This is a genomic window from Vibrio sp. VPAP30 (assembly GCF_001188205.1).
GTDB lineage: Bacteria > Pseudomonadota > Gammaproteobacteria > Enterobacterales > Vibrionaceae > Vibrio > Vibrio bivalvicida.
The window spans coordinates 304,757-318,925 of sequence record NZ_LBLS01000013.1 but is presented as its reverse complement, the minus strand read 5'-3'; the positions used below and the strand labels follow the sequence as shown (position 1 = coordinate 318,925).

Below are 14,169 nucleotides of genomic sequence, written 5' to 3'. Positions count from 1 at the left end.
TTTAAATTACCAATGTAATACATTTAAACCCAGTGCATATTCTAAAGATATGCACCTTAAAATAGGAAAAAGACAAACTTTTGACAGTCCATTGCTAAGGTGCCTTGCAAAGGTCTATTTCTTCCATTTATTCATCTCTATTTCTAGAGAGTCTTACCTAAGCTTATCATAAATCGAAATAAACTTATCGAATACTTAATCCATTTTGGTCGCATTGAAGAAATATGCAAGTAAAGAATCTTGATCGATAAGAGGTTAAATGGATAGAAGTGACATAAGCCGTAATTTATGTGCACTTGATCATTCTTCCAGTATCTGCAGTGGCTATTTTTTCAACAGTTGGTAATCGTGCCAGATACCTGTCTAGTTGAACAAAATGCAACCTATTTGATAAATCATCAATAGGAATTTCGAGTTGCATCACTTTTGGTATAACATGGTGATTCCACCTCTAAATATGTCTGTGTGTTGCTATGTCTTCATCCTTTAAGCCAGAAAATAATCAGCTAGCTGCCAAAGAATTGTCACCTATGCCAGCACAATTGGTTACGCTACCTTCGTACATGGAATGTCATGATCACAATTATACGCAGGTCGTTATCGGGCTAAAGGGAAAGGCGGAGTTTGAGGTAAGTGGATACGGAAATTTGGTAGGGCCAGGGCAAGGTTGTGTGGTGACTTCAGGTACAGGTCATGCGTTTGGCGGTGTACTGGAGCAGTCGGATATTTTGGTGCTGAATATGCCTTCACCGAAGGATGATGATCCTTTATTACTGCAAAGGCTCAATGCCCTGAACCAAAAGGATACCTATTTTCAGCTTGATGGTCAGATTCAGAAGTTGATTCAGATGCTGGTTGCGGAAATGCAATCTAACCCTCAAGACCTTCTGCTTAGTAGAGCGTGTAGTGACACCGTCGTTGCACTCTTACAGCGCCACATGTCTGCGTTTGCCAGTTCGCGTCGTGACTCTCGTTTTGATTTAGAGGCGATAGATCGTTATATCGAGCAGCACTTAAACCAAAAGATCTCGGTGACTCAGCTTGCTGGCAGTGTGTTTCTTGGGGAAAGCCAATTTCACTCTTTATTCAAAGAGCAAATGGGTATTACTCCGCACCAGTATGTACTAGGTAAGCGAATCGACATGGCAAAACAGCTCATAGAGCAAGGCCACCTTACTTTGGGCCAAGTCGCCGAATTCACTGGGTTCTCTGGTCAAAGTACTTTTACTCACACCTTTTCTCGTCTTCAAGGTATATCCCCTTCTCAGTACAAGAAACAATTTGGTTAAATAAGCTAACTTAAACCACATATTATTTTGCTTATTTGCATGTGACTCTGTTTTTGTTTTGTTAATAATCAGAGTAAATAGCAAAAAACTCGGAGTTTTTGACAAGTAATCTTCTCGGGCTCAAAATACACTGCAAGCCATTGTAGGAAACCTGAACTTTTTTCAGGTCTGAGATTGAGGAAAACGCATGTTTACAGCGACTGATGTGTTAAACGCTGAGTTTGTCGAGCAACCGCTTAACAAGCTTTGGTCGTTGATCTCTCCACTGTATATGGTGGACGAATCACAATGGCTTAAGCAACTACTACCACTAGCGCAGCCAACGAACAGTGAAAAAGAGCAAATTGCAGCCAAGACAACGCAGCTCATAGAAGCGATCCGCGCGGATAAAAAGTCTATTCAGATGATTGATGCATTGTTGCTTGAATACAGCCTCGATACCCAAGAAGGTATTTTGTTGATGTGTTTAGCAGAAGCGCTAATGCGTATCCCTGATTCTGCAACGGCTGATGCTCTGATTCGCGATAAGCTAACGGTTGCTGATTGGAAATCTCACCTTAAAAACTCAGATTCAGTGTTTGTAAATGCATCCACTTGGGGATTAATGCTAACGGGTAAGGTCGTCGGTCTTTCAGAAAATGAATCTCAAAGTCCGGTGAGCGCGGTAAATCGCCTTGTTAATAAGATGTCTGAGCCTGTAATTCGTAAAGCTATGCATCAAGCAATGAAGGTGATGGGACACCAATTTGTGCTTGGGCGCAGCATCGCTGAGGCGCAAAAAAATGGCCGTCCAATGCGTGATAAAGGTTTTACTTACTCTTATGACATGCTCGGAGAGGCGGCACTGACCACTGCTGATGCGAACAAGTACTTCAAAGACTACCTAATGGCGATCGAAGCAGTTGGGCGCGATGACTATGGTTTATCAACCAGTCCTGCACCATCGGTCTCCATCAAGCTATCTGCGCTTCACCCACGTTACGAAGTGGCAAACGAAGAGCGCGTACTGACAGAGCTTTATGACACGCTGCAACAATTACTGCGCCGTGCGGTGGAGCTAGATGTGGCTATTACTATTGATGCCGAAGAAGCTGACCGTTTAGAACTTTCACTTAAATTATTTGAAAAAGTCTATTGTAGCGAGCTAGTCAAAGGCTGGGGCAAATTTGGCCTTGTAATTCAAGCCTATTCAAAAAGAGCTTTACCTGTACTTGTTTGGATTAACGGTCTGGCTAAAAAACAGGGTGATTTGATTCCACTTCGTCTTGTCAAAGGAGCCTACTGGGACAGCGAAATCAAGTGGTCACAGCAAGCGGGCTTTGCAGATTATCCGGTCTATACGCGTAAAGAGGCGACCGATGTTGCTTACCTTGCTTGTGCGCGATTCCTGCTAAGTGATAACGTGCGTGGCAATATCTTCCCGCAATTTGCAAGCCACAACGCACAGACAGTAACTTCCATCGCGGTAATGGCTGAGCATAAAGATTTTGAATTTCAGCGCCTTCATGGCATGGGCGACTCTCTGTATAACCATGCGATGGAAGCCTATCAACAATCAGTGCGTATCTATGCGCCAGTTGGTAGTCACAAAGACCTATTGCCTTACCTGGTACGTCGCTTGTTAGAAAACGGGGCCAACAGCTCGTTTGTCCACCGTTTAGTCGATGCACGTTGTCCTGTAGAGACATTAACTCAGCACCCGGTGGACATGCTCAGTGAATTTGAAACATTGAACAACACTAGCATCCCTCTACCACCGAATGTATTTCCAGAGCGCAAGAACTCACTCGGCGTCAATGTCGATGTAGAAAGTGAAGCCAAACCGTTTGAACACGAAGTTGAAAGCTTTTTAAACAAGCAGTGGTCAGCTGGTCCAATTATAAATGGCGAGTTCCATGCCGAAAGCATGATCAAGGAAAATATTAATACTGAAGCTGTTACGGCTCCTTATGACAGGCGTATTAATGTGGGTCAGGTGGCTTTTGCTACCCTTGATCATGTTTCCGCAGCAATAGAAGGAGCAGATCAAGCATTCGCTGCTTGGCAAACCACTGCAAAGACCGAACGTGCTGAAAAGTTAGAGTTGTTAGCGGATCTTTTAGAAGAGCACTTAGCGGAGCTTGTTGCTATTTGCCATCAGGAGGCAGGTAAAACGATTCATGACAGCATTGATGAAGTACGTGAAGCGGTGGACTTCTGTCGTTACTACGCAAAACAAGTCGACGCACTTGGTGAATTTGCCGTGAAAGGGTTTGATGGGCAAAGCCGCAGCGTTACTCGTCAAGGGCGTGGCGTGTTTGTTTGTATCAGTCCTTGGAACTTCCCACTGGCAATTTTCCTTGGCCAAATTACAGCCGCACTGGTTTCTGGTAACACTGTAGTGGCTAAACCAGCTGAGCAAACTAGCTTGATCGCGGCTCGTGCTGTTGAGTTGATGCTAGATGCAGGCTTCCCGGCTGGCGCTATCCAGTTGCTTCCAGGTCGTGGTGCCGAAATTGGTTCGGCACTGACTTCTCACTCAGCAATCGCTGGTGTGGCATTCACTGGTTCAACGGCAACAGCGCAGAGAATCAATCAAACTCTGGCTCAGCGTGATGCGGCTCCAGTCCCATTCATTGCTGAAACCGGCGGCCAAAATGCGATGATCGTCGATAGTACTGCGCTTCCAGAGCAAGTGGTTCGTGACGTTATCCGCTCTGCTTTTGCTTCTGCGGGTCAGCGCTGTAGTGCATTGCGTGTTCTCTATGTTCAGGAAGATATCGCCGATCGTATCGTCGCTCTTATTCAAGGTGCGATGCAGGAGTTGAGCGTAGGTAAACCTCATCTGCATTCTACAGATGTTGGCCCTGTTATCGACAAAGCAGCAAAAACTAAGTTGCTTTCGCACATTGAACGAATGAGTAACAGCGAGAAGAAAGTGGCTCAACTGGTGTTATCAGATGAACACGTACAGGGTGATTTCGTTGCCCCTACCGCGTTTGAAATTCGTGATATTTCCTGCCTGAAGGAAGAACAATTTGGTCCTATCTTGCACATTGTTCGCTTTAAGGCGAGTGCGCTCCATCAGATTGTTGATGAGATTAACAACACTGGATTTGGCTTAACCATGGGTATCCATAGTCGAAATGAAACCACTTATCGCTGGATTGAGAAGCATGCTCGAGTGGGTAACTGCTACATCAACCGAGATCAAGTAGGGGCGGTTGTCGGTGTTCAGCCATTTGGTGGTCAAGGCTTATCGGGCACAGGCCCGAAAGCAGGTGGTCCTCACTACCTGTACCGTTTTACCCAAACACAGTTTTCTTAATTGAGTGAGCAAGGAGAAATAATTATGGTTCATCAAGTCACTCGTTTTTCTGACGCTTTCTCTGCTTGGGAAAACTGGAACTTAACTAATTTTGATTCTAAAAGTGAGTGTTTACTCGCTTTTAAACAGGCTTTACAGCAAGTACAGCCTGAGTTGGCTTCTGTCGTGTCTTACCACATTGAACAAGCGTCTGCTTTACTAGCCGAAACGCATCAATTGGTTGGTCCTACGGGGGAAACCAACGAACTCTACACCGCAGGTCGTGGTGTCGCTGTTGTGATTCAGGATGATATACAACAGCAGGCAAAGCTGGCAGCTGTAGCGCAAGTGAGTGCTGCACTGATCGCAGGTAATAGCATCATTTTTTGTAGTGATGATGCCGAGCTATGCCAATCATTAGAAGCTGCTTATTTGCAGTCTTCGTTACCGACGAATCTAGTACAGTTTGCAGCGCTTGATGCTTACCATCAATTGCTGGAATCTGATGTACGCAGTATTGGTTATGTAGGTAACACTGAGGTTGAAAGGACGATCAACCGCCAACTCGCCAAACGTACAGGCGCAATTGTAAGTCTGACGTCTGAAACAGATCTTGTGAACCTACCGGTTGCACATGATCCTCATCTAGCGCTTCGTTTCATCACTGAGCGCACTAGAACTATAAATATAACAGCAGTAGGTGGTAACGCGACTTTGCTCGAGCTAGGAAGCGAAACCCACTAATCTTCATTGATTTGCCCTCGATTGTTCGGGGGCATTCAGGGAAGGCGATCTTTTAAAAGAGGACAAATCACATGGAAAATAGCTTTGCTATTACAACCACGTTTATAGCGTATCTGATTCTGATGCTTGCTATTGGTGTTATCGCTTATCAGCGCACCAAAAGCTCAAGCGACTACTTCTTGGGTGGTCGTTCACTTGGCCCTTGGCCAGCGGCACTTTCAGCGGGTGCTTCGGATATGAGTGGTTGGCTTCTGCTTGGTCTGCCAGGTTATGCCTATGCAGCAGGTATTGAAGCGTTCTGGCTAGCAGGTGGTCTACTTGTAGGTACTTGGTTAAACTGGTTGGTTAATGCAAAACGTCTACGTACGTACAGCATTACTACCGACGCACTAACACTACCAGAGTTTCTATCACGTCGTTTCGACGATAATTCAAAACTGATTCAGGTAATTTCTGCTTTCTTCATTCTTTTATTCTTCCTTTTCTACACAAGCTCAGGTTTGGTAGCGGGTGGTAAATTGTTTGAGACAGTATTTGGTTTAGATTACACAACGGCAGTGATTATTGGTACCGTATGTGTTGTTTCATACACCATGTTTGGCGGTTTCCTAGCGGTATCTTGGACTGACTTAGTACAGGGTTTATTGATGGCAGCAGCGCTGCTCATTGTTCCTATTACAGCGATGGAAGGTGGCTTAGGTCAGCTTGGAAGTGATCTTGAATCGATTAACCCACAGCTACTGACGTTATGGAATGATGCAAAGGGTGAGCCGCTTTCAGCTATCGCGATTATATCGCTCGTTGCTTGGGGTCTAGGTTACTTTGGTCAGCCTCACATTCTAGCGCGTTTTAAAGCGTCTCGTTCAAACAAGGACCTCACTACTGCCCGCCGTATTGCTGTTATCTGGACCGCGCTATCGATGGTAGGTGCAATGCTTGTTGGTCTCGTTGGTCTAGTGTACGTAACCAACTCAGGTGTGAGTGTCGATGATGGCGAGAAGATCTTCATGTTGCTGGTTAATTCGTTATTCCACCCAGTAATTGCAGGTATTTTGCTTGCTGCTATCCTTGCTGCGGTAATGAGTACCGCGGATTCACAACTGCTGGTTTCATCGTCTGCGCTAGCAGAAGATTTCTACAAGCAAGTATTTAAGAAAGACGCAAGCTCAGAAGAAATTGTTATGGTTGGTCGCGTTGCGGTCATCGGTATTTCGATTGTAGCTCTTATACTAGCAATGACACCAGACAGCTCAGTTCTTGGCTTAGTATCTTATGCTTGGGCAGGTTTTGGTGCAGCGTTTGGTCCTGCATTAGTGCTTAGCTTGTATTGGGAGCGTATGAACCGCAATGGCGCACTAGCAGGTATTCTTGTTGGTGGTATAACTATCGTCGTGTGGAAGCAGATTTCAGGTGGTTGGTTTGATGTGTATGAAATCGTACCGGGAATCATCTTCTCTACGATTGCGATTGTTGCTGTTAGCCTGATGACAGGTGAACCGGGAGATTCGGTAAAATCACAGCATGCTAAATTCAAAAAGCAACTTATTGAGCTTGATTAAATTGCGTAGCCAAAACGTGAATCTCCTTAGGTAGAATTAATCCACAGAGTTGGACATTTTATCTAGGCGAGAAATAGGGCCTGATTTCGATACCGTTTCGAAATCAGGCCTTTTTATTACTGGGGAATAAGACCATACGGAGGGCTTGAAAACATTTTTGGTTGTCCTTTTACTGTTGGTGCTTCATTCACTTGCTGCCAGTCGAGTAGCATTATCGCGAGTACATTGCGGTGCTCACCGTAAGTGACGTCGAAGTCTCCAGTGACAGAAGGGATCATGCCTTTATCAAGATTGATGGATTGCTGAATGGCGTTGCGAGTCTTTTCAACAACTGGATCATTTTCAAGCCCAGCAAGTAAGAAGGTAATACCTACTTCAGCGATAACGTCTTCTTTGGCTCGAATCAAAATCGTATCAATGTTGTCGCGGAAGTAATCGTATATCCATTGATGCTGCTTCTCGCTGACTTGGTGCTGATAGTACTCCGAATCACCAAAAATGATATGAGTCATACCATACAGTTTGTTGCCATACTGCTGTTTGGTGAGTCTTTTATCTTCGCTATCAGGGTAAGTTGTCTTAAAAGCCTGCGTAAACGCTTCAACCACATCTTGTTCACCTAGCTGTCTTAGCCAATAGACTTGATTGGCGAGTTGCGCAGCCCAAGCTTTGATCATTTCCTGATCGGTTGCATATTTAGCAAAGTCGTAGCGACGAATGACAGCCCTAAGTTTCTCATCTTGCTTATGTTTGAGGCCGTATTCGTTGGCACGTGCCATTGATCCTAAAAGGTCGACACCTAGGTACAAATATTCAGGCATGTGCTTAGTGACGCCATATCGCCTAACGCTGCGTTCATCCGTTTCTCCAAGGTAACCGGACACTCTTCTCTCTGAGTAGAGGAGAATTTGTTCGGAGGTATTGATTTCTGCTGCAAACTTATTGAGTCGGCTGGCGACTCTAGCCATATCTGTCCAGACTGCTGCAGAATACTTTTTATCTAATGTTTGGCGAAACATACGTAAGCCGTAGTGCCCTTCTTTAAACGCAGGCAGGGTATACAATTGGCTTTCATAGGTACTTCGAATAATGTCTGCGGAGGCTTTATAATTAGGTGGAGTTGAAGCTACCGCTGAGTGAGAGAAAACAATAGCGAGACACAATCCGATTAACTTTCCGTGCATTCTAGTTGTCCAACAAGTCCCAATGAGTTTGACCACAAAGGTTAACAGATATTAGAAGAGTAGATGTTATCTCTTGGTCAAATTTTTACCCATATGAGTTGATACAGATTGTTAACATTAAGCACAGGCCATTAGGCCTAATGTGACAATTGGAGCGCTTATGTGAGAGAATTTACACCTAATTCGGTTAGCAAACTCAATAAAATGACCCTTGTTGTCGATAATTTTATCTATTGTCGATGAAAATTAAGCTAATTTATTGTAACTTTTATATAACCAATGCAAATAATAACAATACGGATAACAGGCTTTTTTGCTCGGGTAGTACCCGGTGTTTTTTGTTGCTGACAGTTGTGGGGGGCGGATGGCCTTAAGTTCAGGCAGGCATTTTTTTCTTAATGCTCTATGTTTGTTTGTTTTTGTTATCTCTATCGGTTTGGTTGAATCTTTGGATCGTAGCCAAAAATCCTTCTTGCGCGATAGTTTGTTAGCCAGAGCCAAAGAAGAACTTTCTATTGTCCGTTCTGAGTTGGAATCGGCAATTGTTTCAGATATCTATGTTGTTAATGGATTGCCTGCACTCGTGGCAGCGAACCCCGAGTTTGAATTTTCTGGGTGGGATCTTATCGCCTCGAGTGTGATCCGAAAAAGCAGCCATATTCAACTACTAGGATTGGCCCCCGATGATGTCATTCAATACATCTACCCGATAGAAGGGAATGAGAAAGCGTTGGGTTTAGACTATCGAACCATCCCAAGTCAGTGGCGCACGGTTAAGAAGGCTCAAGATCTGCAAGAAATATTCATTGCGGGTCCTGTGAATTTAGTCCAAGGAGGGTTAGCTCTCATCGCTCGAGTACCTATCTTCTCTGATCCGCCATACAATTCGCGTTATTGGGGGGTGTGCAGTGTCGTTATCTCGCTTGAATCTCTATTTCTTGATGCTGGAGTACCTTCTTTTGAGCATAGGTATAATATTGCGATTCGCGGCCGAGATAGTACGGGCATAGATGGTGAAGTGTTCTATGGTCTACAGTCTACTTTTGACAATGCTTTTGCTATTGAATCGGTTCATTTTCCCTATGGTAACTGGGTTATCGCAGCTTCGACCAAACAGGATTTACTTGCTAGTAAGCCTTGGTATCAAGTTCATGTAGTGCGGTTGCTCGGTTATCCGATGATCTTGATTTTGCTAGGCGCATTCGCGATGACTTATAGTCTCTATAGCGCAGCAAGTAAACGTTCACTGCAAGACGAGCTGACCCTATTACCCAATAGACGCTATTTTATGTACACATTGCGTGAACACTTTGATGCAGTTAAAAAGCGTATTGCCCAAGACCGATTTGCGATTCTAAATATCGATCTCGATAAATTTAAGGCGATTAATGATACCTATGGACATGCGGCTGGAGACAAGGTTCTTATCGCGACCGCAGAGCGTTTAAAAAGTGTTTTAAGGGCGTCAGATGTTGTGGCCCGGATCGGGGGCGATGAGTTCTTAATTTTATTGTCGAGAATCGAAAACACGAATGATATTGATGTTATCAACATCGAGCTGCAAAAAGCGATTTGTCATACGCCAGTGATTTATGAACAGCATTTGATCAACCTACACGTCAGTATTGGCCATGCGATTTATAAGCCTGAATTCAATGATATAGACGATATGCTTAAGTTAGCGGATTCGCGAATGTACGATGAAAAACGTCGTCAATTAAAAAGGACTATCACAAATTAGCCTTTCTTGAAGGCAGGAGGTGTAAAGCCATGCTATAGAAATATTAGGATGAATTTACAGGTGAATACGCATGAAGGATCTCTCTCAATGGCTATCGGAGTATGGAGATAGCCATCAAAATCCCATCAACCAAAAGATACATAAAGTTGCTGTACCAGGGATCTTTTTATCAGTGGTAGGGTTGATCTGGTCTATTCCGCCACTTGAGGTGTTCGGTATGACACTGAATTGGGTATGGGTGGCCGCATTTCCTGTTATGGTGTTCTATTTTAGACTTTCCTTAAGCGTCTTCTTGATGATGCTTGGCTTTACCTTAGCTTGTATTTCACTTATCTGGTCTATTGAGATAATGCAACTTTCGGTTCTATTAGTCTCCCTTACGCTATTTGCTGTGTTATGGCTGTTTCAGTTTATTGGTCACAAAATAGAAGGTAAGAAACCTTCATTTTTCGAAGATGTTCAATTCTTGCTGATTGGCCCGATCTGGGTATTCAGAAAGCGATAAAAGTTAATCATTGGCGAGTCGAGCCGTATTGTTTGTTAGTGTAGGTGATTTTGCATTTTGCAACACGATTAATTTCCATTCTGCAATAAAATGCAAAATAAGAAGCTATTATGCGCTTAGTTTTTGTGAAATGGGTTATTAATTAGCCAAAATTGAGGGTTTTGAGTAGTTTGAAAAGTTGGCACGCTTAATGCTTTATTACTAGTGACCCTTCTTAAGCCGAGGGTCACCTAGCCAACTGACGTTGTTAGTGAACCCAATTTGTTCACACTTATATGTAGCCAATCACGACCATTGTGATTGGCTTTTTTTCTTTTTGGGCTAAGTAAAATCGATTGGAAGAAAGTTACTGCACTGTAATTTCTTGGCAACCGTTATAGCAACTAGGCTTTCTGGGGCAAACTGCACCGCGGGAACAGATTACTCTCGCATCTGTCTGTATACCCCGTTCAATCCAATTGATATTGAGGATTTTAGCTATTGTAGTGAACTCTTTTTGCATATAACGAGGGATCGCGGCACTTCCTCCATTACTCACACATAAAGACTTGAGTTCTTCGGCTAATTCGAGAGAATTGCCTCCTTGCGCATCGATCGCCGGGTTTAAATCAATTCCTGCACACAGGACGCGATTGTTTCCAGCCGGGTCTGTCATATTGACGGACTCACAACAATATATCCTTGGTTCATCACCGACATTTAATATCGAAATTTGTGCTGAGCTGCCCTGCTGAGGTTCTGATAACCTTCTAAATACGGCCCAGTGCTGACAAGGGTCATTCACTTTACGCATATTCCCCCAAGGAAGTGGGATACCATTTCCTCGGTAGACGGCTTTTAATTTGTTTTGTCCATAGGCATCAAAGTAGTGCCAGTGCGGATAAGGCGATACAACGGTCATACGACGCATGGCGACTGAAGGAGAAACGCCAGCTTTAAGATGAACGTCTATTTCATAACCGCTACGATCGAGAAGTTGTCTGAAAGGGACCTTGGGGCAAAGCAAGGCTCCAGCGAAAAAGCTTGATTCGAAATCTCGCCATGCTTGCAAAATATCTTGGGAGTTTAGCTCTGAAGTTGGGGACGCTTGACCGCTATCTTCCCAACTGTTGGCGTGTCCAACCGAGAGAACGCTCTTTAGGCCCTCTTTGCTGTGTAAAACGCAATGGCCAATATAGACCGCTAAATCGTATTTAAGGCGCGTTGGGTACTGTTTAAGTACTTCATTTAGATAGATGCTACCGGGGGGCTCAAAAAATGAGGTAACGATCTGTTTTGCGCTGACACCTAGCTCATCGACTACATCTTGCGGTGGTCGCGAAATCCAACGAATCGTTAGCCCTAAACTACGCGCGATATCCATCAAATCTTCTGCCGAGAGATTCAGTCTTTTTAGGCCGACCTCCTCAGCCGCGCGCTCTAAATCTGGAAAGTGGTTCTGGTTACTTTCTTGGTGAGCTCGAATAAGCAAATGCGCAAACTGGCGGCCAGTGATACCTGTTTGCGATAGCATCTCGGGTATCGCTATCTGTAGAATGTCATTCGAAAATAGGAAACTGGGTTCAAGTGCCATACCACTTATCCCGCCACGGTTTCCTTTATCTGGTGTGATGTCTGCCTGCTCAGGTTCGTCATCTAAAAACCAAGCTGGATCTTTTTGGAACACCTCTGCAATTACCTCCAGCATATCAATGCTTGGAACGCGCTTTCCACGTTCAATCATGGATAAGTAAGAGACAGAAGGGGCGTACTCTGGGTTAACGCGTATACAGCGTGCAGAGAGATCCTCCATAGTTAAATGGTTGCGTTTCCTCAGGTTTCTGATCTTAGTACCTAAGAAATGAGACTGGCGAATAAGGCTTTTTGACACTGGCATTTTGTAAAATTCACATTGTAAAATTTTTGTTGTGAAATTGTAGTCAAAAATTCACTAGTATACAAACTAAGCAAAGTCACAAAATCGCAAAACAATTAAACGCCGGTTTGGATCATTTGCTCTAGGACTTAAAAGTTGTGAAATATCCGCGAGGGAAACGCTATGAATATGCTGACATTCGATAAGACTGACATTCAAAAACAAAATAAGCCATTTATCGCTGAAGCAGTCTTCGCGGTAGAAACAATAAATGCTAACCAAGCAAGTGAGAAACAGGTAAAAGCAAAGCAGCTACTTGACCGTTTATTCCCGCTAGAGAACGGTTCCCACAAGGAAGTAACGGCATATGTGATTGATTATCGCCATGTAATGGCATACTTCAAAGATGGAACTCATAGTGGTCTTAAACACCCGAAACACTTTGTTGCGTATATGGGTGAGAAAGAAGATCCAACGTCAATCTTGTTCAGGGATGGCACAGGAAGCCACGTTGAGGTGACCTTTGGCAACCATAAAGGTACAGGCTGTATTGAGTTAATTGATATTGAAGATATCCAACTAGAAACATGCACCATTTTTCCCCAAGAAATGGCAGATATGGCAGCGATGCGCCACTGGATTAGCTTAGTTAAAGGTGACGAAAAAGGTAAGCCAAGAGCTTGTACTGAAGAAAAAGAGTACACCGCCAAGAATGGTGATGATTATCAGCTAGAGTGCTGCTACACCATGAAATAATCGAGATTGTGTAAAACGAAAAAAGGATACCATTGGGTATCCTTTTTTGCTTGATATGACCGAGACTGCTAGAAGTGCAGTTGAATTACAGAGGTAACCACAGCACCTGGGCGACGAACCCCTTCAATCTCAACCTTAATTTCGCGTTCAATTTCTAATCCTTTACGAATTGGTGTCACCTTTGAAAGAGTACTTACCGCACGAACCCGGTTGCCTGCCTTTACTGGGTAAGGAAAGCGGACTTGGTTTAGGCCAATATTGACAACCATTTTCGCGGTAGGAAACAGGTTGTTGTCAGGATCAACGCTATCTGTCAGCTTTGGCAATAGTGCCAAAGTTAAAAATCCGTGTGCGATGGTCGTCTTAAACGGAGATTCTTCAGCCGCACGCTCTGGATCTGTGTGGATCCACTGCATGTCTTGAGTCACCTGAGCAAATTGGTTGATACGTTGTTGAGAAACATCGAACCATTCGCCAGTGTGGATGACTTCACCAAGCTTAGATTGCAGTTCTATGAAGAGTTTTTGTGCTTCAGGCTTTAGCTCAATAGCTGTTGGCTGTTGAACAGGTGTTTGAACCTCGTCATTGACAGCAGGAGCTTGAAAATCAAGCAGACGAGTAAACAGGTGGCGGTTGTGAGCCTTGTTAACAATCTCTCCCCAGTACTCGCGTACAGTCGGAGTCATCCATTGTATAAACTCAGAATGCTGTTTAGAGATAGCTTCACCACGATGTTTAAATAAGTCTGCGACTTTCATAAAAACCTCTGAAATAGACGTTGTTACTCAGTTAATTCCGTAATTTTGAATCAGTTCACACTATTGTGCAATTACTTTCGGGCGTACAGCTGTTGCTTGAAAGTGATATTTTTCATTTATATCAAGTGGATATAAATAAAACACTATTTTATTGCTATCTCTTTTTTTAGAATGTTAGCTCCAACAATTGACGTGTATTGATGGTAGAAGTCACAGAAAACATGAAATGGCTGCATAGTTTCTCAGCACTTGAAACATTGAGGGAGAATTATTGCTTTACAATCTTCAGGGCAATACCTAATATACGCCCCGCAACGGAGAGATGGCTGAGTGGTTGAAAGCACCGGTCTTGAAAACCGGCATACGTTAATAGCGTATCTAGGGTTCAAATCCCTATCTCTCCGCCACATTCAAGAAAAAGCCCACTGGAAACAGTGGGCTTTTTCGTATCTCTTTTCCCTAGTTCCCTTCCTTCGTCTTGTTACTCCTGTA

Annotated in this window: 10 protein-coding genes and 1 tRNA gene; 8 read left to right on the top strand and 3 right to left on the bottom strand. The window is 43.8% G+C overall.

All coding sequences use genetic code 11. From position 1 onward, the window contains the following. The first annotated feature begins 473 nt into the window (after positions 1–473). The 4 genes from ZX61_RS03330 to putP all read left to right on the top strand — a co-directional run bounded on the left by ZX61_RS03330 (position 474) and on the right by putP (position 6,878). Complete coding sequence (locus ZX61_RS03330) at positions 474–1,289, top strand: AraC family transcriptional regulator (protein ID WP_049843286.1); 816 nt, start codon at positions 474–476, stop codon at positions 1,287–1,289. A 187-nt stretch (positions 1,290–1,476) separates the two neighbouring features. Continuing rightward, a complete protein-coding gene (gene putA, locus ZX61_RS03325; protein WP_049843285.1) occupies positions 1,477–4,596 on the top strand; it encodes a bifunctional proline dehydrogenase/L-glutamate gamma-semialdehyde dehydrogenase PutA in 3,120 nt (1,039 codons plus the stop codon). A gap of 24 nt (positions 4,597–4,620) precedes the next feature. Then, entirely contained in the window at positions 4,621–5,319 is a 699-nt protein-coding gene (locus ZX61_RS03320) for a 1-pyrroline-5-carboxylate dehydrogenase (protein WP_049843284.1), read from the top strand. A gap of 71 nt (positions 5,320–5,390) precedes the next feature. Beyond that, complete coding sequence (putP, locus tag ZX61_RS03315) at positions 5,391–6,878, top strand: sodium/proline symporter PutP (RefSeq protein ID WP_049843283.1); 1,488 nt, start codon at positions 5,391–5,393, stop codon at positions 6,876–6,878. A 116-nt stretch (positions 6,879–6,994) separates the two neighbouring features. Here putP and ZX61_RS03310 read toward each other — a convergent pair whose 3' ends face one another. After that, positions 6,995–8,062: a DUF3541 domain-containing protein gene (locus ZX61_RS03310; protein ID WP_049843282.1), complete on the bottom strand. Its 1,068-nt coding sequence runs from the start codon at positions 8,060–8,062 to the stop codon at positions 6,995–6,997. A gap of 364 nt (positions 8,063–8,426) precedes the next feature. Here ZX61_RS03310 and ZX61_RS03305 point away from each other — a divergent pair, with 364 nt between their 5' ends. Together ZX61_RS03305 and ZX61_RS03300 are read left to right on the top strand one after the other, a co-directional pair. Beyond that, a complete protein-coding gene (locus ZX61_RS03305; RefSeq protein WP_049843281.1) occupies positions 8,427–9,803 on the top strand; it encodes a diguanylate cyclase in 1,377 nt (458 codons plus the stop codon). 70 nt (positions 9,804–9,873) lie between these two features. Beyond that, complete coding sequence (locus ZX61_RS03300; protein WP_049843280.1) at positions 9,874–10,308, top strand: Mpo1 family 2-hydroxy fatty acid dioxygenase; 435 nt, start codon at positions 9,874–9,876, stop codon at positions 10,306–10,308. A gap of 346 nt (positions 10,309–10,654) precedes the next feature. On the opposite strand, the gene ZX61_RS03295 is transcribed toward ZX61_RS03300, so the two are convergent. Next, positions 10,655–12,184: a DUF3612 domain-containing protein gene (locus ZX61_RS03295; protein ID WP_049843279.1), complete on the bottom strand. Its 1,530-nt coding sequence runs from the start codon at positions 12,182–12,184 to the stop codon at positions 10,655–10,657. 162 nt (positions 12,185–12,346) lie between these two features. On the opposite strand from ZX61_RS03295, the gene ZX61_RS03290 reads away from it, so the two are divergent. Continuing rightward, entirely contained in the window at positions 12,347–12,919 is a 573-nt protein-coding gene (locus ZX61_RS03290; protein ID WP_049843278.1) for a malate synthase, read from the top strand. A gap of 68 nt (positions 12,920–12,987) precedes the next feature. On the opposite strand, the gene ZX61_RS03285 is transcribed toward ZX61_RS03290, so the two are convergent. Continuing rightward, positions 12,988–13,677, bottom strand: coding sequence for a MaoC family dehydratase (locus tag ZX61_RS03285; protein WP_049843277.1), 690 nt, complete (start codon positions 13,675–13,677; stop codon positions 12,988–12,990). Between the two features lie 316 nt (positions 13,678–13,993). On the opposite strand from ZX61_RS03285, the gene ZX61_RS03280 reads away from it, so the two are divergent. Continuing rightward, positions 13,994–14,084, top strand: a tRNA-Ser gene (locus ZX61_RS03280). The last annotated feature ends 85 nt before the right edge of the window (positions 14,085–14,169 follow it).